General features: G+C 71.9%; 13 protein-coding genes. 11 read left to right on the forward strand and 2 right to left on the reverse strand.

Annotated features, from left to right (window positions below):
• The first annotated feature begins 833 nt into the window (after positions 1–833).
• A complete protein-coding gene (locus ACH4S7_RS28860) occupies positions 834–4,409 on the forward strand; it encodes a glycosyltransferase (RefSeq protein WP_398524238.1) in 3,576 nt (1,191 codons plus the stop codon).
• Positions 4,406–5,926 carry a DUF5719 family protein gene (locus ACH4S7_RS28865; protein WP_398524239.1) on the forward strand — a complete coding sequence of 507 codons (1,521 nt, stop codon included), beginning with the start codon at positions 4,406–4,408 and terminating at the stop codon, positions 5,924–5,926. Before ACH4S7_RS28860 ends, ACH4S7_RS28865 begins: the two co-directional genes overlap by 4 nt.
• 111 nt (positions 5,927–6,037) lie before the next feature.
• Here ACH4S7_RS28865 and ACH4S7_RS28870 read toward each other — a convergent pair whose 3' ends face one another.
• Positions 6,038–6,460 carry a DUF3499 domain-containing protein gene (locus ACH4S7_RS28870; protein ID WP_398524240.1) on the reverse strand — a complete coding sequence of 141 codons (423 nt, stop codon included), beginning with the start codon at positions 6,458–6,460 and terminating at the stop codon, positions 6,038–6,040.
• 286 nt (positions 6,461–6,746) lie between these two features.
• On the opposite strand from ACH4S7_RS28870, the gene ACH4S7_RS28875 reads away from it, so the two are divergent.
• The 8 genes from ACH4S7_RS28875 to ACH4S7_RS28910 all read left to right on the forward strand — a co-directional run bounded on the left by ACH4S7_RS28875 (position 6,747) and on the right by ACH4S7_RS28910 (position 15,982).
• Positions 6,747–7,175, forward strand: a complete 429-nt coding sequence (locus ACH4S7_RS28875) for a metallopeptidase family protein (RefSeq protein ID WP_398524241.1) — start codon at positions 6,747–6,749, stop codon at positions 7,173–7,175.
• A 50-nt stretch (positions 7,176–7,225) separates the two neighbouring features.
• Positions 7,226–8,587, forward strand: a complete 1,362-nt coding sequence (locus ACH4S7_RS28880; protein ID WP_398524242.1) for a phosphomannomutase/phosphoglucomutase — start codon at positions 7,226–7,228, stop codon at positions 8,585–8,587.
• A gap of 901 nt (positions 8,588–9,488) precedes the next feature.
• Positions 9,489–9,671 (forward strand): Trm112 family protein, encoded by a 183-nt coding sequence (locus ACH4S7_RS28885; RefSeq protein ID WP_398524243.1) that lies wholly within the window; start codon positions 9,489–9,491, stop codon positions 9,669–9,671.
• Between the two features lie 47 nt (positions 9,672–9,718).
• Positions 9,719–10,855, forward strand: a complete 1,137-nt coding sequence (locus ACH4S7_RS28890) for an SIS domain-containing protein (RefSeq protein WP_398524244.1) — start codon at positions 9,719–9,721, stop codon at positions 10,853–10,855.
• A gap of 92 nt (positions 10,856–10,947) precedes the next feature.
• A complete protein-coding gene (gene manA / locus ACH4S7_RS28895; RefSeq protein ID WP_398524245.1) occupies positions 10,948–12,111 on the forward strand; it encodes a mannose-6-phosphate isomerase, class I in 1,164 nt (387 codons plus the stop codon).
• 133 nt (positions 12,112–12,244) lie between these two features.
• Positions 12,245–13,189 (forward strand): cation diffusion facilitator family transporter, encoded by a 945-nt coding sequence (locus ACH4S7_RS28900; protein ID WP_398524246.1) that lies wholly within the window; start codon positions 12,245–12,247, stop codon positions 13,187–13,189.
• 319 nt (positions 13,190–13,508) lie between these two features.
• A complete protein-coding gene (gene ahcY / locus ACH4S7_RS28905) occupies positions 13,509–14,966 on the forward strand; it encodes an adenosylhomocysteinase (RefSeq protein ID WP_398524247.1) in 1,458 nt (485 codons plus the stop codon).
• 401 nt (positions 14,967–15,367) lie between these two features.
• Positions 15,368–15,982 carry a hypothetical protein gene (locus ACH4S7_RS28910; protein WP_398524248.1) on the forward strand — a complete coding sequence of 205 codons (615 nt, stop codon included), beginning with the start codon at positions 15,368–15,370 and terminating at the stop codon, positions 15,980–15,982.
• Between the two features lie 54 nt (positions 15,983–16,036).
• Here ACH4S7_RS28910 and ACH4S7_RS28915 read toward each other — a convergent pair whose 3' ends face one another.
• Positions 16,037–17,062 carry an RDD family protein gene (locus tag ACH4S7_RS28915; RefSeq protein WP_398524249.1) on the reverse strand — a complete coding sequence of 342 codons (1,026 nt, stop codon included), beginning with the start codon at positions 17,060–17,062 and terminating at the stop codon, positions 16,037–16,039.
• 120 nt (positions 17,063–17,182) lie between these two features.
• Between ACH4S7_RS28915 and ACH4S7_RS28920 the strand changes: the two genes are divergently transcribed.
• A complete protein-coding gene (locus ACH4S7_RS28920; protein ID WP_398524250.1) occupies positions 17,183–18,190 on the forward strand; it encodes a stage II sporulation protein M in 1,008 nt (335 codons plus the stop codon).
• Positions 18,191–18,534 lie beyond the last annotated feature (344 nt).

Genomic DNA, 18,534 nt, shown 5'->3' on the forward strand with positions numbered 1-18,534 from the left:
CCCGCACCCGCCGGAACGGCGCCCACCGGAATTCCGATCATAGGAAAAACGATCGCCGAAAGGCCGTTCTCCCGAGCACCCGTCACCGGAAAGCCGGTCGCCGGAGCAAGAGGACCGGAACACCCCAGGATCCCGACATCCAGCACCCCGACATCCAGCACTCGAACGCCCAGCCTCGGAAATCCCAGGTCCGGAAACCCCGACCTCGGAAAGACCGGGCCCGGAACACCGGTCACCCGAATATCGATCACGGTCCGCCGCCCGCGAGGACATCGCAGCCGGCGGACCGTTCGCGTGCTCCCCGGCCCAGAAGCATCCGGTGCCACGACGGCGCCCGGCCCGCGCCGCCGACCGCTCGCGCTCCGCGGCGCCCCGCCAGCTCCGCGGCCCGCATCCTCGGCCGCACTTGCGACGGCCTGCTCTCGTGCCGCCGACCGTGCCCCGGCCGCGGCCCGCATCCTCGGCCCGCACTCGCGCCGGCCCGCTCCTGCTCCGCCGGCCCGCTCCTGCTCCGCCGGCCCGCTCCTGCTCCGCCGGCCCGCTCCTGCTCCGCAGCCCGCCCCCGCCAGCACCGCGCCCGCCCCGACCGATGCCCCCTCTCGCCCGGATCCGGCGTGGATCCCGCCCGGGCCCCGCGTGGGTCCCGCCCCGACCCCGCGCCGATCCCGCCCGGGGCGTCCCACCGCGCGCGCATCCCCACCGGGTGCGCCGGTCAACCCACTTCGCGACCCGACACCCTTCCCTACCGTTAGTGTGGGGCCCCGTCCCAGACGCCTCAGCGCCCGCGCCCTTGACGGGAAGGGGCCGACCCCGGCCGGAGGGCCCGTACCTCAATGTCCCCCACCACCGCCGCGTTCAGCCCCGCGCATCCGCCGGAGTTCCCGCGGCACGTCGTCACCGCCGTCCTCGTCTCCCACGACGGCGCCCGCTGGCTCCCCGACGTCATCGCCGGCCTCCTCGGACAGGACCGCCCCGTCCAGAACGTCGTCGCCGCCGACACCGGCAGCGCCGACGACTCCGCACGGCTGCTCGCCGAGGCGCTCGGCGCCGACCGCGTCCTCCACCTCGCGCGCCGTACCGGCTTCGGCACCGCCGTCGACGAGGCCACGCGCACCGCGGGCGTCCTCACCCCCGAGGACCTGCCGTATCTGAAGCGGCCCAGCGGCTGGGACCCGGCGACCAGGACCTGGCACGACGACGCCTACGAGATGCCCGAACTGCCCCACGGCGAACCGGTGCAGTGGCTCTGGCTGCTCCACGACGACAGCGCCCCCGACCCGGGCGCCCTCGCCGAACTCCTGCGCGTCGTCGACTCCGACCCGTACACCGCGATCGTCGGCCCCAAGCTCCGCGGCTGGTACGACCGCAAGCAACTCCTCGAAGCCGGCGTCTCCATCGCCAACAGCGGACGCCGCTGGACCGGCCTCGACCGCCGCGAACAGGACCAGGGCCAGCACGACCAGATCCGTACCGTCCTCTCCGTCTCATCGGCGGGGATGCTCGTCCGCCGCGATGTCTTCGACCAGCTCGGCGGCTTCGACCGGCGACTGCCCCTCATGCGCGACGACGTCGACCTGTGCTGGCGCGCCCACCGCGCCGGACACCGCGTACTCGTCGCCCCCGACGCCGTGCTCCGGCACGCCGAGGCCGCCTCCCGGGAACGCCGCACCGTCGACTGCGCCGGCCGGTCCGTCACCAGCCCGCACCGCGTCGACAAGGCCGGCGCCGTCTACACCCTGCTCACCAACGCGCGGGGCGCGACCCTCCCGTACGTACTCCTCCGGATCGTCCTCGGCACCGTGCTGCGGACCCTCGCCTACCTCATCGGCAAGACCCCCGGCCAGGCCGTCGACGAGATCATGGGCCTCTTCGCGGTCCTGCTCCGCCCCGAACGCGTCATCGCCGGACGCCGGGCCAGATCGGCCGGCCACGTGGTCGACGGGTCCGAACTCCGGCCCCTGTTCCCGCCACCGGGCGCCACCGTCCGCGCCACCGTCGAACAGGTCGCGAGCCATCTCGGCGCCGGTGACGACTCCGACGCCAGCGGCTCCCGCCACGGCGCCGTCGAGTCCGGACCGGGCGGTGACGACGCCGACTTCCTGGAGGTCGAGCAGTTCGCCCGGCTGAAGAAGATCGCGCGCAAACCCGCGCCCGTCCTCTTCGGCCTGCTGCTCCTCGTCTCCCTCGTCGCCTGCCGCGGCCTCTTCGGCGGCGGATCGCTCGCCGGAGGCGCACTGCTCGCCGCCCCCGCCGACGTCGCCGACCTGTGGTCCCGGTACGCCGACACCTGGCACCCCCTCGGCACCGGCGGCACCCAGACCGCGCCGCCCTACCTCGCCGTACTCGCCGGACTTTCCGGCCTCTTCCTCGGCTCCACCGGCCTCGCGCTCACCGTGCTGCTCGTCTGCTCGGTCCCGCTCGCCGGACTCACCGCCTACTTCGCCTCCCGCCCCCTCGTCGGCTCCCGGCTGCTGCGGGCCTGGGCGAGCATCGCCTACGCCTTCCTGCCCGCCGTGACCGGCGCGCTCGCCACCGGACGGCTCGGTACCGCCGTCCTCGCGATCCTGCTGCCGCTCATCGCCCGCGCCGCCGTCGCCGCGCACGGACTGCACCGGGCCGGCCGTGGCTCCTGGCGCGCCACCTGGGCGTACGCCCTGCTGCTGACGGTCGCCACCGCCTTCACCCCGATCGTCTGGCCGATCGCGGTCGTGCTCGGCCTCGGCATCCTGGTGCTGCGCCGCGGCGACCTGCTGGCGTACGGATCGCGCTTCGTCGCCGCCGTCGGCACCCCGCTGCTGATGCTCGCGCCCTGGTCGCTGACGCTGCTCACCGACCCGGCCGCCCTCCTCCGCGAGGTCGGACTCGACATCGGCGGTACGGCGGCCTCCGCGACCGACCTGCTCGGCATCAGCCCCGGCGGCCCGAAGACGGTCGGCGGAGTGCTGCTCATCGGGATCGTCCTCGCCGCGCTCGCCGCCCTGCTGCGCGAGGAACGGCGATCCGCGATCCGCGCCGCCTGGGTCGCCGCCCTGGTCGGTCTGGTCTTCGCCGTGCTCGCCAACCGCTCCGGCTGGGCCGGGCCCGCCACCCTCGTCTACGGTCTCGCACTGCTCGCGGCGGCCGTGCTCGGCGCCGAGCTGGGCCGTACCCGGGTCGGCGCGCAGAACTTCGGCTGGCGGCAGCCCGTCGCGGTGCTCATCGCCGTCGCCGCCGCCGTCGGACCGGTCGTCGCCGCCGCGAACTGGATGATCAGCGGCGCTGCCGGACCGCTGGAGCGCCGGGACCCGGTCCAGGTCCCCGCGTTCGTCGCGGAGGAGAGCGACACCCGCGACCAGCCGCGCACCCTGGTGCTCGGCGGTACGACCGCCGCGAAGGTGCCGTACACGCTGGTACGGGGGGCCGGTGGCCGGCTCGGTGACGCCGAACTCGCCGCGGCCGGTGACGGCGACGCCCGGCTCGACAAGGTCGTCGCCAACCTCGTCGCGGGGTCCGGCGCCGACCAGACCCGTCAGCTCAGCGGCTTCGCCATCCGCTATGTCCTGGTACGCGATGGCGCGCCGCGCCAGACCACCCGCACCCTGGACGCGACCCCTGGCCTCAGCAGGCTCAGCCGGCTCGACGGCAGCGCGCTGTGGCGGGTGGACCGCCAGGTCGCCCGCGCCACCATCGTCAGCGGTGACGCCGATCCGCTGCCGGTGGCGTCGGCGGCGGTCGGCGCGAACGCCGAGATCCCGGCCGGCGCCGGGGGGCGCGTGCTGCGGATCGCGGACCGCGCCGACGACGGCTGGCGCGCCACCCTCGACGGGCGCGAACTGCGGAAGACGACCGTCGACGGCTGGGCCCAGGGCTTCGAACTGCCCGCCGACGGGGGCAGGCTGGTGCTGACGCACGAGAACTCCACTGCCCGCACCGGCTGGGTCTGGACCCAGGTGTTCCTCGTCCTGGTCCTGGTGGTGCTGGCGCTGCCCGGCCGCCGGGCGCGGATCGACGACGATCTGCCGGAGGAGACTCCGGAGACGATCGCACTGCCCGAGCAGCCGGTGGACGGCGAGGGCCGCAGGGCGCGCCGACTGCGGGCCCAGGCCACCGAGGCCGATCCGGTGCCGGTACCGGATCGGGGAGCGGCCGGGGAACAGCCGTACCCGGGGCAGGGGTACGAGCGGCCGTACGGGACCGACCCGTACCGATCGGGCTCCGACTCCGCCGCTTCCGACCCGTACCGACCGGGCTCCGACTCCGACGCGTACGGCACGGGCTCCGCCACCCCCGATCCGTACGGCACGGGCCCCGACACCGCCCCCCGCCCGTACGGCACCGGCACCACCCCCGGCGCCCCCGACCCGTATCCCTACGGCGCGACCGCCCCCGACCCCTACCGCACCGACGCGACCCGAGGCGAGTCAGAGTGAAGCGCACGACCATCTCCCTGCTCGCCACCGCGACCGCGCTCGTCGCCATCACCGGCTTCGCCTCGCTCACCGCGCCGGAGGACACGGACCCGGCGACGGCCGCCGCCGCCCCGGCGCGGCTCCCGGTCGAGCGCTCCAGCCTGCTCTGCCCCGCGCCCAGCAGTTCCGAGCTGGCCGAGACCGCGTACACCTCCGTCACCCCGGCCACGAAGGGCGGCACCGGCGAGACCGGTAAGGCCGAACTCACCCCGCCGAGCGGGATCCTGACGGCCCCGGGCGACGACCCCAAGAAGAAGGCGGCCCAGAAGGCCGCCGCCGAGAAGCCGCTGATCGCGCTGAAGGCACCCGGCAAGCCGGTCGCCGCCGAGGCGAGCGGCGGTGACGCGCCCGCGCTCATCGGCACCGCCAGCGGCCGGCTCGCCCCCGGCTGGACCGCCCAGCAGACGACCACGGTCGAGGCGGGCGGCGCCCGCGGTGTGCTGGGAATGAGCTGCACGCCGCCCGATACGGAGTTCTGGTTCCCGGGAGCGTCCACCGCCAAGGAGCGGCAGGACTACATCCACCTCACCAACCCCGACGACACCCCCGCGATCGTCGACATCGAGCTGTACGGGAAGGAGGGCGAGCTGAAGACGATGCTGACCGAGGGCATTCCGGTGTCGGCCGGCTCCAGCTTCCCGATCCTCCTCTCGACGCTGACCTCCGAGGTGACGCCCGATGTCACGGTCCATGTCACGACCCGTACCGGCCGGATCGGCGCGGCGGTTCGGACGGCGGAGGAGTCGGTGGGCGTCGACTGGCTGACGGCGGCGGCCGATCCGGCGAGCAGGCAGGTGCTGCCGGGCATCCCGGCGGACGCCACCTCCGTCCGTCTCGTGGTCTTCGCACCCGGTGACAACGACGCCGATCTGAAGATCGAGCTGGCGGGCCCCGGAGGCAGGTTCGTACCGTCCGGAGGAGAGTCACTGCACGTCAAGTCGGGTATGACGGCCAGTCTTGAGTTGCGGGACGTCACCAAGGGCGAGGCGGGTTCGCTGATCGTCGGCCCGACCCCGGGCACCCGGGCGACTCCGGTGGTGGCCGCGCTGCGGGTGGTGCGCGGCAAGGGTGACAAGCAGGAGGTCGCCTTCATCCCGGCGACGGTGCCGGTGGGGGAGCGGGCCTCGGTCGCCGACAACCGGGCCGAGGGCGGGACGCTCTCGCTGACCGCGCCGGGCGCCGCCGCCGAGGTGACGGTCACCGCGTCGGCGGGTACGGAGGGCGGTGAGCCCGTCAGCAAGACGTACGCGCTGAAGGCGGGCGCCACACTGGCGGTCGCGCCACCCGCACCGGCCGGACTGAAGGGCTCGTACGGGCTGACGGTGGAGACGGAATCGGGCGGTCCGGTCTATGCGTCACGGTCGTTGGTGCTGCCGGAGGACGGGATCGCGATGTTCACGGTCCAGACACTGCCGGACGACCGGGGCACGGTCGCGGTCCCCGAGGCGGAACAGGACCTGTCGGTCCTCGACGACTGACCACCTCACGCCGCCCGCCGGGGTGCGCGCCCGAATCCAGCGGTACGCGCCGGAAGCCACGGGTACTTCCCCGTCACACGCGGGTATTTCCCCACTCCACGCGGATACGTCTCAGGAATCGGGCGAGCGCAGAACCCGCAGATGGCCGCGGCGCGCGACCTCCATGGGGTCCGCCGAACGCCGCCCGTTCTGCGCCTCGGCGGCACGGCCGTGCGGACGGGCCGCTTCCCGTACGGCGTTGGCGAGAGCCTCCAGATCGTCACCGCTGGGCCGGGCCGGGGCCGAACCGTCCGTGAGCCGGACGACCTCCCAGCCGCGCGGGGCGGTCAGCCGCTCACTGTGCTCGGCGCACAGGTCGTAGCAGTGGGGCTCGGCGTAGGTGGCGAGCGGGCCGAGGACCGCGGTCGAATCGGCATAGACGTACGTCAGTGTCGCGACGGCAGGGCGGCCGCACGCGGTGCGCGAACAGCGACGTACAGGGCTCACGACGTTGGACGGTACCGCACTCTTGAGCGGGCTGCGACGACTCTCCATCAGGTCACTCCACCGTGTCGTGGTCTGAGATCATGTTCGGACGCTCGCCGGACGCCACTCCTGACCTGCGACGGAGGAGGGGCCCAGGGCGGGCGATCCATACTGACTCGGTCATGGTGTGGTGTAAATCAGGTCATTGGCCGTCCCTCACGTGATCGTCGGTGCGCAGGGAATCGGCCTCAAGGCCCGCCCGAACGCTCATTTAGCGACAGGCTGCCGGTGAGAGCCGTCCCCACCGCGCGTGAACCGATCGTCACGCGCCCCGGAGAGCTACCCTGCGTCAGTGATGGACAGTCCTGTGCCGCCCCGCCCGACTGAGCCGAGGCCACGTCGCCGCGACCGCCACGGCCGCGGTATGCGCGGACCGGTCGCGCCGCCGCAGGTGCCTCTCTCGACGAGCAGAGCCGAATCGTTTCACGACCTCGTACAGGATTCGGTGGAACGGTTGGAGCGTCGCTGGCCCCAACTGGCGGAAGTCGACTTTCTGGTGCTGGACGTGCCGGGCGCGCCGGAGGACTCGGTGCCGCTCGGTGACTCACTGCCGGCCGACAAGGGCAGGCCGGCGCGGATCGTCGTCTATCGGCGCCCGGTGGAGATCCGTACGAAGAATCGCGAGGAGCGCGCACTACTCGTGCATGAGGTCGTGGTCGAGCAGGTGGCGGAGTTGTTGGGGCTTGCCCCGGAATCCGTTGATCCGCGCTACGGCCAGGACTGAGGGTGCCGGTAGTTTGAGGTGACCGCAGAGACTTACTGAAGGGCTGGCCCGTGGCTGCTGATCTGTCGCAGATCGTGAAGGCGTACGACGTTCGCGGGGTGGTGCCGGATCAGTGGGACGAGGCACTGGCCGAACTGTTCGGAGCGGCGTTCGTCCAGGTGACGGACGCGAAGGGCATTGTCATCGGCCATGACATGCGGCCGTCGTCCCCCGGACTCTCGGGCGCGTTCGCCCGCGGTGCCGCGGCGCGCGGCGCCGATGTGACCCTGATCGGGCTGTGCTCGACGGACCAGTTGTACTTCGCCTCCGGCCGCTTCGACCTGCCGGGCGCGATGTTCACGGCGTCCCACAACCCCGCCCAGTACAACGGCATCAAGATGTGCCGCGCCGGCGCCGCGCCCGTCGGCCAGGACACCGGCCTCGCCGACATCCGGGCCCTGGTGGAACGCTGGTCCGACGAGGGGGCCCCGGCACCGGTCGCCACGCCCGGCGAGGTCACCGAGAAGGACACGCTGACGGATTACGCGGCGCACCTGCTGTCACTGGTGGACCTGTCCGAGATGCGCCCGCTGAAGGTCGTCGTCGACGCGGGCAACGGCATGGGCGGCCACACGGTCCCGACGGTGTTCGAGTCGCTGCCCCTGACCGTCGTACCGCTCTACTTCGAACTGGACGGCACCTTCCCCAACCACGAGGCCAACCCCCTGGACCCGGCGAACATCGTCGACCTCCAGGCACGGGTCCGCGAGGAGGGGGCCGACCTCGGCCTCGCCTTCGACGGCGACGCCGACCGCTGCTTCGTCGTGGACGAGCGCGGCGAAGGCGTGTCCCCGTCGGCGATCACGGCCCTGGTGGCGGCCCGGGAACTCGCCAAGCACCCCGGCGGCGCGGTGATCCACAACCTGATCACCTCGTGGTCGGTCCCGGAGGTGGTCCGCGAGAACGGCGGCACGCCGGTACGGACCCGGGTGGGCCACTCCTTCATCAAGCAGGAGATGGCCCGTACGGGGGCGATCTTCGGCGGCGAACACTCCGCGCACTACTACTTCCGCGACTTCTGGAACGCGGACACCGGGATGCTGGCGGCCCTCCACGTACTGGCGGCCCTCGGCACCCAGCAGGGGACGCTCTCCGAGCTGGTGGCGCAGTACGACCGCTACGCGGGCTCGGGCGAGATCAACTCGACGGTGGACGACCAGACGGCCCGCACGGCGGCGGTACGGGAGGCGTACGCGTCCCGCCCCGGCGTGACGCTGGACGAACTCGACGGCCTGACGGTCACGACCGAGGACTGGTGGTTCAACCTCCGCCCCTCGAACACGGAACCGCTGCTGCGCCTGAACGTCGAGGCCCGCGACGAGGAAACGATGCACCGCGTCCGCGACGAGGTCCTCACCCTGGTCCGCGCCTGACCCCAACTCCTCCCGGCCCCTGCCCCTCCCCGAGGAGCAGGGGCCGCCGGGTATCTCACGGCTCCCCACCCCCGAGGCCAACCCCCTCCACCGCGCGCCCTCCATCCCCCGACGGGCCAAGCCCAACCCCTCCGCCGCCCACCCGGCTAAATCCAGCCCCTCAACCGGGCAAATCCAACCCCTCTCGGGCAGTAAATCCAGCCCCTCCGGCGTTTGAGGAGAAGCCCAGCCCCTGCGGGGCCGCGAGGTTGTGGTGGCGGATCCAGCCCCCTCCGTCGGCCAAATCCACCGCCTCGGGCGGGCAAGTCCAGCCTCTCCGGTGTTTGAGGAGCTTGGGCTTGCGGGTTGGGTAGGCGGCTCCGGGTGGTGGTCATCCAGTTCCTCAGTCGTCCGATCCCGGCCTGCCGCCCGGTTAGGTCCAGCCGCTCCGGCGTTTGAGGAGGAGCCTGTCCTGTGCGGGGCCGTGAGGTTACGGGTGCCAATTTCAGCCTCTCCGGTGTTTGAGGAGCTTGGGCTTGCGGGTTGGGTAGGCGGCTCCGGGTGGTGGTCATCCAGTTCCTCAGTCGTCCGATCCCGGCCTGCCGCCCGGTTAGGTCCAGCCGCTCCGGCGTTTGAGGAGGAGCCTGTCCTGTGCGGGGCCGTGAGGTTACGGGTGCCAATTTCAGCCCCTCCGGCGTTTGAGGAGCCGGGCCCGGGGCGGCGCCCCGCGAGAACACCCGCCAGACACCCCGCCCCGCGGCCCCGGCGCCGAATCCGCCCCCGGATCACATCCAGCCCCTCCGGCGATTGAGGAGCCCCGCCCCCAGAACGCGCCCCCGCTCACCCCCCAGCGGTACGCTGACGTGGCCGATCCGCCCACCCATTCGCCCCATCCGTCCCGCCGCACCCCGAAGGAACCCCCATGCCGCTCGAAGCCGGCCTTCTCGCGATCCTCGCCTGCCCCGCCTGCCACGCCCCCCTCAGCGACAGCTCGGCAGCCGACGCACCCGAGCTGATCTGCACCGGCAAGGACTGCGGCCTGGCCTACCCCGTACGCGACGGCATTCCCGTCCTCCTCGTGGACGAGGCCCGCCGCCCCGACTGACGCACCACTCACCCCGTCCACCGCCCGGCGATCGGAGGCCCCACCCCATGCTCGACGAGTCGCTCCTCGACGCCCCGGAAGCCCTAGCCCGTGCCGACCGCCGAGGACTGCTCCGCGGTGCCGCCGAAGCCGGCGCACGCGTCCGGACCGCGGCCCGCCACGCCGCCGAGGCGGGCATCGGCAAACTGAACCCCGAGGGCCGCCCCCGCGCCGTCCTCGTCGCGGGTTCGGGCACCGCCGCCACCGGTGTCGCCGATCTCGTCGGCGCGCTCGCCGGCGCCGCGGCCCCCGTCACCCCACTCCGCCCCACCGGCGTCGCGCCCGCGCCCGGCGCGCTGCGCTGGGCGCTCCCCGGCTGGGCGGGCAATCTGGACCTGCTGCTCGTCGTCAGCACCGACGGCACCGAGCCGGGCCTGTCCCTCCTCGCGGAGCAGGCGTACCGCCACGGTTGCACGGTCGTGGCCGTCGCCCCGCCGCGCTCACCGCTCGCGGAGGCCGTCGACGGCACGCACGGTCTCATCGTGCCCATGGCGACCTCCCCGTACGAGGTGTACGAGGAGACGGCGGCGGCCAGTCCGGGCTCGCTCTGGGCCCTGCTGACCCCCCTCCTCGCGCTGCTCGACCGCGTCGGCCTCATCGATGCGCCCCCGGAGACCGTCGCGCTGGTCGCCGACCGGCTCGACCGCACCGCCGAACGCTGCGGTCCGGCCATCGCCACCTACAGCAACCCCGCGAAGACCCTCGCCGCCGAACTCGCCGACAGCCTCCCGCTGATCTGGACGGAGGGTTCCGGCGCCGCTCCGGCGGGCCGCCGCTTCGCCGCCGTCCTGGCCGAGCTGGCGGGCCGGCCCGCCATCGCGGCACAGCTCCCGGAGGCCCTCCCCGCCCACGGCGTCCTGCTCGCGGGCTCCTTCGCGGCCGGAGCCGACCCGGACGACTTCTTCCGGGACCGGGTCGACGAGCCGCAGACCATGCGGGCCCGGGTGGTCCTGTTGCGGGACCGCCCCACCGGCGGACTGACCGCGGCCCCGGCCGCGCGGGAACTCGCACTCGGCCATGACACACCGATCAGCGAACTCGAACCCGAGGACGGCACCGAGCTGGAGTCGATCGCCGAACTCCTCGCCGTCACCGACTTCGCCGCCGTCTATCTGGCGCTCGCCACCCCGACCACCCCCTCCTGATCCCGCGGTGGACGGGCGCCGGGCATCCCGGCACCCGTCCACCGCGTCATCAGGACTGACCAGCACCCACGGCAAGAACCGGGAAACACGACATGGACCGCCTCCACAACACGGTGCGCCCCTACGCCTGGGGCTCCCCGACCGCCATCCCGGAGCTGCTCGGCACCGCCCCGACCGGGGAGCCCCAGGCCGAGTTGTGGATGGGCGCGCACCCCGGGGCCCCCTCCCGCCTCGATCGCGGCGCGCTCAATGAGGTGATCGCCGCCGACCCCGTGCACGAACTCGGTTCCCGGACGGTCGCGAAGTTCGGTCCGCGGCTCCCCTTCCTGTTCAAGGTCCTCGCGGCGGGGGCGCCCCTGTCGCTCCAGGTCCATCCGGATCTCGCGCGGGCGAAGGAGGGCTTCGCCGCCGAGCAGCGCGCGGGCATCCCGATCGACGCGGCGGAGCGCAACTACAAGGACGCCAACCACAAGCCCGAGCTGATCTGCGCGCTCACCCGGTTCGAGGGTTTCTGCGGTTTCCGGACGCCCCGCGACGCCGCGCGGACTCTCGCCGGGCTCGATGTCGACGCCCTCAAGCCGTACGTGGATCTCCTGAGCGCCCACCCGGAGGAGGCGGCCCTGCGCGAGGTCCTGACGGCCGTACTGGGCGCCGAACCGGGGGAGATGGCGGCCACCGTCGACGAAGCCGCCGCCGCGGCACAGCGCCTCGGCGGTGCGTACGCCCCGTACGCCCGACTCGCCCACCACTTCCCCGGCGATCCGGGCGTCCTCGCCTCGATGCTGATGAACTACGTGGAACTCCACCCCGGCGAGGCCCTCTTCCTGGGCGCCGGAGTCCCGCACGCCTATCTGGACGGCCTCGGCGTCGAGATCATGGCCAACTCCGACAACGTCCTGCGCTGCGGCCTCACCCCGAAACACGTCGATGTGCCCGAACTGCTCAGAGTCGTCCGTTTCGAGGCGCGTGACCCCGCCGTACTGCGCCCCGAGGCGTCGCCGTCGGGGGAAGAGGTCTACGACACCCCGATCGACGAATTCCGACTCTCCCGCTATCTCCTCGCCCCGGGCGCCACGGCTCAGGACCTCACCATCGAGGCTCCGCAGATCCTGCTCTGCACCGCCGGCCGGGTCACCGTCAACGATATGACCCTCGCCCCGGGTGAATCGGCGTTCGCGCGCGCGGGGGAGACCGTCGCCCTGTCCGCGGCGGACGGCCACACCGGAACCCTGTTCCGCGCCACTGTCGTGATCTGACCCCGGGCCGCCGTCCGGGGCTGCAACAATGTCGCCCCGCACAGCCGGAGTGGCGTAGGTCACTCCCCAGGCGTACGGCAGCGTACGAACCCGTACGCCGGTGTACGACGGCGTACGAAGGGACACGGCACACATGAGCGCGTCAGGCGGAACCAAGGCGATCGTGGCGGCACTTGTCGCCAACCTCGCCATCGCGGTAGCGAAATTCGTGGCGTTCCTGTTCAGCGGTTCGTCGTCGATGCTCGCGGAGAGCGTCCACTCGCTCGCGGACTCCGGCAACCAGGGCCTGCTCCTCCTCGGTGGCCGCCGAGCAAAACGCGCGGCCACCCCTGAACACCCGTTCGGCTACGGCCGCGAGCGCTACATCTACGCCTTCCTCGTCTCCATCGTGCTCTTCTCGGTCGGCGGCATGTTCGCGATCTACGAGGGCTACGAGAAGATCAAACACCCGCACGCCATCGAGCACTGGTACTGGCCGGTGGGCGTCCTCGTCTTCGCGATCATCGCCGAGTCCTTCTCCTTCCGGCTGGCGATCAAGGAGTCGAACGCGGTCCGCGGCTCGCTCTCCTGGAAGGAGTTCGTTCGCCGCTCGAAGGCTCCCGAACTGCCCGTCGTCCTCCTGGAGGACCTCGGCGCGCTGGTCGGTCTGATCCTGGCGCTCGCGGGGGTCAGCCTGGCCCTGGCCACCGGCAACGGCGTGTGGGACGGCATCGGCACCCTCTGCATCGGCGTACTCCTGATCCTCATCGCGCTCGTCCTGGCGGTGGAGACGAAGTCCCTGCTGCTGGGGGAGTCGGCGGGCCCCGGGGACCTGAAGAAGATCGAGACGGCGCTCGTCGACGGCGAGCGCGTCACCCGCATCATCCACATGCGCACGCTCCACCTCGGCCCGGAGGAGCTGCTGGTGGCCGCGAAGATCGCCGTCCCCAACGACGACACGGCCCCCGAGGTGGCCGCCTCGATCAACGCCGCCGAGGAACGCGTCCGCGCGGCCTGCCCCATCGCGCGGGTGATCTATCTGGAGCCGGACGTGTACCGGGAGCCGTCGGCCGCGACCAAGCCGGGCACCGAGCACTGACCACCAGCCCCCACGGCGCGGGACGGAACGACCCGTCCGTCCCGCGCTGCTTCCACGCTCCACACCGCCCCAAACCCGGGATCTGACCGGATCCCGCCCCCCTACGGGCTGGGGCGCACCGCGCCGACCGGTGTAGATTCGAGACCAGAGTCAGACGTCGCTGCTGATGGCGGTCGGGCGGTCCAGCGGACCGGCCGAGTGGAGAGAGGGCCTCCGACGGACTGCACCGCGAGTGGAACCCGGGCATCTCTATGCCCACCGCCGCGGAGTCAGCCGCACCACCCTCACCCTCTATCCGATATCTGAGGAGCAGCCCGTAATGACGACTGTCGCAACCGGACAGGACTTCAAGGTCGCCGATCTCTCCCTCGCCGCCTTCGGCCGCAAGGAGATCACTCTCGCCGAGCACGAGATGCCCGGCCTGATGTCCATCCGCAAGGAGTACGCGGAGCGTCAGCCCCTCGCCGGCGCGCGCGTCACCGGCTCCCTGCACATGACGGTGCAGACCGCGGTCCTGATCGAGACCCTGGTCGCCCTCGGCGCCGACGTCCGCTGGGCCTCCTGCAACATCTTCTCCACCCAGGACCACGCGGCCGCGGCCATCGCCGTGGGCCCGAACGGCACCCCGGAGAACCCCCAGGGCGTCCCCGTCTTCGCCTGGAAGGGCGAGACGCTGGAGGAGTACTGGTGGTGCACGGAGCAGGCCCTGACCTGGCCGAACACGCCCACCGGCGGCCCGAACATGATCCTCGACGACGGTGGTGACGCCACCCTCCTCGTCCACAAGGGCGTCGAGTTCGAGAAGGCCGGCGAGGCCCCCGACCCGGCGACGGCGGACAGCGAGGAGTACAGCTACATCCTCCGTCTCCTCAACCGCACCCTCGGCGAGAACCCGCAGAAGTGGACGCGCCTGGCGTCGGAGATCCGTGGCGTCACGGAGGAGACCACGACGGGTGTGCACCGTCTCTACGAGATGCACCGCGACGGCGCCCTCCTGTTCCCGGCGATTAACGTCAACGACGCGGTCACCAAGTCGAAGTTCGACAACAAGTACGGCTGCCGCCACTCGCTGATCGACGGCATCAACCGCGCCACCGACGTGCTCATCGGCGGCAAGGTCGCCGTCGTGTGCGGGTACGGCGACGTCGGCAAGGGCTGTGCGGAGTCGCTGCGCGGCCAGGGCGCCCGAGTGATCATCACCGAGGTCGACCCCATCTGCGCCCTCCAGGCGGCGATGGACGGCTACCAGGTGACGACGCTGGACGAGGTGGTCGGCATCGCCGACCTCTTCATCACCACGACGGGCAACAAGGACATCATCATGGCCTCGGACATGGCCAAGATGAAGCACCAGGCGATCATCGGAAACATCGGCCACTTCGACAACGAGCTCGACATGGCCGGCCTGGCGCAGCTCCCGGGCATCGTCAAGGACGAGGTCAAGCCGCAGGTCCACACCTGGACCTTCCCGGACGGCAAGGTCCTGATCGTGCTGTCCGAGGGCCGGCTGCTCAACCTGGGCAACGCGACCGGGCACCCGTCGTTCGTGATGTCGAACAGCTTCGCCGACCAGACCCTGGCGCAGATCGAGCTGTTCACGAAGCCGGAGGAGTACCCGACCGACGTCTATGTGCTGCCCAAGCACCTGGACGAGAAGGTGGCCCGCCTCCACCTCGACGCGCTGGGCGTCAAGCTGACCACGCTCCGCCCGGAGCAGGCGGCGTACATCGGTGTCGAGGTCGAGGGCCCGTACAAGCCGGACCACTACCGCTACTGACCGGCCCGCCCGGCTGGGGGACCGACCGTCCGCTCAGCCGGGAACGCCCGCCCGCCCCGCCACTGAGTTCGGCCAGACCCCTCAGCGGCGGGTCCGCGGCGGGTAAGGCGGAGGTGGCTGACCGGCCCCAGGAGCACCGTCGTCGATGCACCGTCGTCGATGCACCGTCGTCGATGAACTGGAACGGCCGGCACCGCCAGGAAACTGCCAGGCACCGTGACAGGCCCCCGCACCCCCGTGTCGGGGGCCTGTCACGGTCCCGGACCGGCCAGCCCAGCCGCGAGACCCCTGCCCGCCCGGCACTCCACCCGGTCCGGAACGGAAACTCCCCCGAACCCGGGCGCCTCAGGACCTCACCCCGCCCGGAACCCCACCCACCGCACAAGGATCCCCACGCCCCCATGCCCCGCGGCCGATATTCGCTCCATGATCCGCACGATCACACCCCCCTCGGTGAAGAGCACTTCCACTGCGCGCCCGGCCCCTCCGGCTGGCGCTATGTCTCCCAGCTCAACAGCCCCTCTGGCGACCACGCCGGCTCCGTCGACCTCGCCCTTGACGAACTCGGGCGCCCCATCCGCCTCGAACTCAACGCCGCGAGCTGGCAGGTCCGCGGTGCCGCCATCGACGGCGTCACCTGGGTCCGCACCGACCCCACCGGGGTCCACGCCACCGAAGGCAATGTCCGCGCCCACGCCTTCACCGGCACATCCCCCGCGTTCCTCGTCGCGACTGCGCGTCTGCTCCGTCTCACCCCCGGTTCCCCCGCGACCCGCGTCCGTCTTGTCGCGCTCACGGATCCCGTCCTCGCTCCCCGTACCCTCGACCAGTCCTGGGCCCTGCTGAACAGTGAAGCCCATGCCACTGACAGTGGCCCCCTGACCGTGGACGAATACCAGGTCAGCGCCTTGGACACGGGTGAGCAGCACACCGTTCACATCGCCGGCGACGTGGTTCTCTCGGCCCCGGGCATCGAACTGGAACAGCTAGAGACCCCACCCTCGCTCTTCCCCTGATCCCGACCGCCAGGGCCCGACCCCCGCGCCCCAGCCTCGCCCCGGTCGACGGCTCTAAGCGGGCGGCGCGAACCCCGTCGCCCGCGGCCCCTCGCCCGCCCCCTCGACCACCGGCCTCCGCGCCGCGTCCCGCACGGGCACCTGCCCGGCGCTCTCCCCCCGCCCCGGAACCGAACCCCCGCGCGGTGCCACGGCCCCTTCCAGCGTCCAACCCGTACCCCGGCCGCCGCCCAGCTCCCCTCGTACCTCAGCAGCCACGGCCACATCACCGGGAACACGAGCCCCTGCCTCCGGACTCGCCGGCCCTCCGGGTACGAACGGCATCGCCACTCCGCCCCCGAAGGCCCGCCGCACGTCCCGCGCCTGCCGCTCATTCACCACGGCCGCCAGATACGCGGCCGGTGGCACCCCCTGTGGCACGGGCGCCCCGGTGCGCCGCGCCAGATCATCGGCCAGCCGTCCCGCCATCGCCCAGCCCACCGCCGGGTCCAGTTGCCCCATCCGGGTCAGGTACTGGCGTATCGCCAGCCACAGCGCGTCCGGCACGGCCGACAGATCCAGACCCCCGAACCGCCCCACGAGCCACGGCGGTGGCGGCGGCACCGACATTCGGGGCCCGGCCGTCACCCGTTCCCGCACCACCAGCGTCCCGGCGAACACATCCCCGATCCGCCGCCCCCGCGCCGACACCAGCGAAGCGATACAGGCGATGACCCCGAACGACATCAGGATCTCCACCACGCCCATCGCCCCGCGCACCAGCGCGTGCCGGAACCTGATCGGGCCGCCGTCGTCCCGCACCACCCGCAGCCCACAGGCGAGCTTCCCGAGCGACCGCCCGTGACTGAGGGTCTCCACGGCTATCGGCGTCCCCACGAGGACCAGCAGAAACGTCGCGATCGACACCGCCATGACCGCCGCCTCGTCCAGCGAGGCGGTCGCCACGGCGAGACCTATGGAGATCAAGATGTACACGGCGCCCACGACGGCGAGATCGATCGCCACGGCGAGCGCGCGACTCGGCAGCCTCGCCGGCCGCAGTCCGAGCACGACCGCGTCCCCCGTCACCAGCCCACTCATCACAGCAGCCCTTCGCGTCGGCCTTCCCTGCCCCTCGCTCCTTCAGTCTGCCAAGCTGGCCGACAGCGCGCCGCAGTAGGACGAACCGTACGCACCCAGTGCCTGGAGCAGCAGCCGACCATGGACCTCGATGTCTTCGTGACCGCCCATCGCGCCGAGTGGGACCGCCTGGACCACCTTCTGCGGAGGGGCCGCCGGCTCACCGGCGCCGAGGCCGATGAACTCGTCACCCTCTACCAGCGCACCGCCACCCATCTCTCCTTGATCCAGTCCAGCGCCCCCGATCCCGCGCTGACCGGCCGCCTCACCCAGCTCGTCGCCCGCGCCCGGGCCACGGTCACCGGCACCCGCCGCGCGACCTGGCGCGACGCGGCTCGTTTCCTCACGGCGGGATTCCCCGCGGCCGTCTACCGGTCCCGGCACTGGTGGATACCGACGGCAGTGCTGTCCGTCCTTCTCGCCGCGGTCATCGGCTGGTGGATCGGCGTCCACCCGGAGGTCCAGTCGTCCATCGCGCCCCCGGACGACCTCCGCGAGCTGACCCGCCCCGGTGGCGAGTACGAGACCTACTACTCCAGCAACCCCGCGACCTCCTTCGCCGCCCAGGTCTGGACGAACAACGCCCAGGCCGCCGCGATGTGCCTGACGCTGGGCGCGTTCCTGTGCCTTCCGGTGATCTGGATCCTCTTCCTCAACATGCTGAACCTCGGCGTGGGCATCGGACTGATGTCGTCGGCCGACCGGCTCGATGTCTTTCTCGGCCTTGTCCTGCCCCATGGCCTGCTCGAACTGACGGCGGTCTTCGTCGCCGCGGGTACGGGGCTCCGGCTGGGCTGGACGCTCATCGACCCCGGCCCGCTCTCGCGCCGGACAGCCCTGGCCCAGCAGGGTCGCGCAGCTCTCGGCATGGCGATCGGGCTGGCTATCGTGCTTTTCGTGTCCGGTGTCATCGAGGGCTTCGTCACCCCTTCGGGGCTGCCGACCTGGGCCCGTATCGCCATAGGCGTCGCCGCTGAGCTGGCGTTCCTCGTATACGTCTACGTCCTGGGGGGCCGGGCGGCCCGAGCCGGCGAGACCGGCGACGTCGACAGCACCGACCGCAGCGACGAACTCCCGGCCGCCGCCTGATGTGCGTCCGCCCCCTCTGACCTGCTACTGTCCTCCTCGCCCACAAAAACCGTTGACACGGCTGATGTGGGGAGGTAGATTTGAACGGTTGCCTCGAACTGGACATCGTCGAGTGCAACCGTTAATGTCTCTCTTGCTCTCACGGAAATCGAATTTCCCGCAGAGCCATCCGACTCCTTATCTGGATCGCAAAGACACTGATTCGCTCAGTCGAATTGCTTCTGATAAAGTCGGAGCAGCCGAAAGGCAAAAGGCCACTCCAACGGCCACTGGATGAAATTCCAACACCGGAAACGGGAACGGAAAAGAGTCTGGTAGAGTTGGAAACGCAAGACCGAAGGGAA

The sequence above is a fragment of the Streptomyces sp. NPDC020965 genome, from assembly GCF_044333555.1.
Lineage (GTDB): Bacteria > Actinomycetota > Actinomycetes > Streptomycetales > Streptomycetaceae > Streptomyces.

Excerpts from the sequence above, each read along its gene's own strand:
- ACH4S7_RS28920 (WP_398524250.1), top strand. The coding sequence starts at position 17,183 with ATGGACCTCGATGTCTTCGTGACCGCCCATCGCGCCGAGTGGGACCGC.
- ahcY (WP_398524247.1), top strand. The coding sequence starts at position 13,509 with ATGACGACTGTCGCAACCGGACAGGACTTCAAGGTCGCCGATCTCTCC.
- ACH4S7_RS28885 (WP_398524243.1), top strand. The coding sequence starts at position 9,489 with ATGCCGCTCGAAGCCGGCCTTCTCGCGATCCTCGCCTGCCCCGCCTGC.
- ACH4S7_RS28910 (WP_398524248.1), top strand. The coding sequence starts at position 15,368 with ATGCCCCGCGGCCGATATTCGCTCCATGATCCGCACGATCACACCCCC.
- ACH4S7_RS28870 (WP_398524240.1), bottom strand. The coding sequence starts at position 6,460 with ATGGAGAGTCGTCGCAGCCCGCTCAAGAGTGCGGTACCGTCCAACGTC.
- ACH4S7_RS28900 (WP_398524246.1), top strand. The coding sequence starts at position 12,245 with ATGAGCGCGTCAGGCGGAACCAAGGCGATCGTGGCGGCACTTGTCGCC.
- manA (WP_398524245.1), top strand. The coding sequence starts at position 10,948 with ATGGACCGCCTCCACAACACGGTGCGCCCCTACGCCTGGGGCTCCCCG.
- ACH4S7_RS28915 (WP_398524249.1), bottom strand. The coding sequence starts at position 17,062 with ATGAGTGGGCTGGTGACGGGGGACGCGGTCGTGCTCGGACTGCGGCCG.
- ACH4S7_RS28875 (WP_398524241.1), top strand. The coding sequence starts at position 6,747 with ATGGACAGTCCTGTGCCGCCCCGCCCGACTGAGCCGAGGCCACGTCGC.
- ACH4S7_RS28860 (WP_398524238.1), top strand. The coding sequence starts at position 834 with ATGTCCCCCACCACCGCCGCGTTCAGCCCCGCGCATCCGCCGGAGTTC.
- ACH4S7_RS28890 (WP_398524244.1), top strand. The coding sequence starts at position 9,719 with ATGCTCGACGAGTCGCTCCTCGACGCCCCGGAAGCCCTAGCCCGTGCC.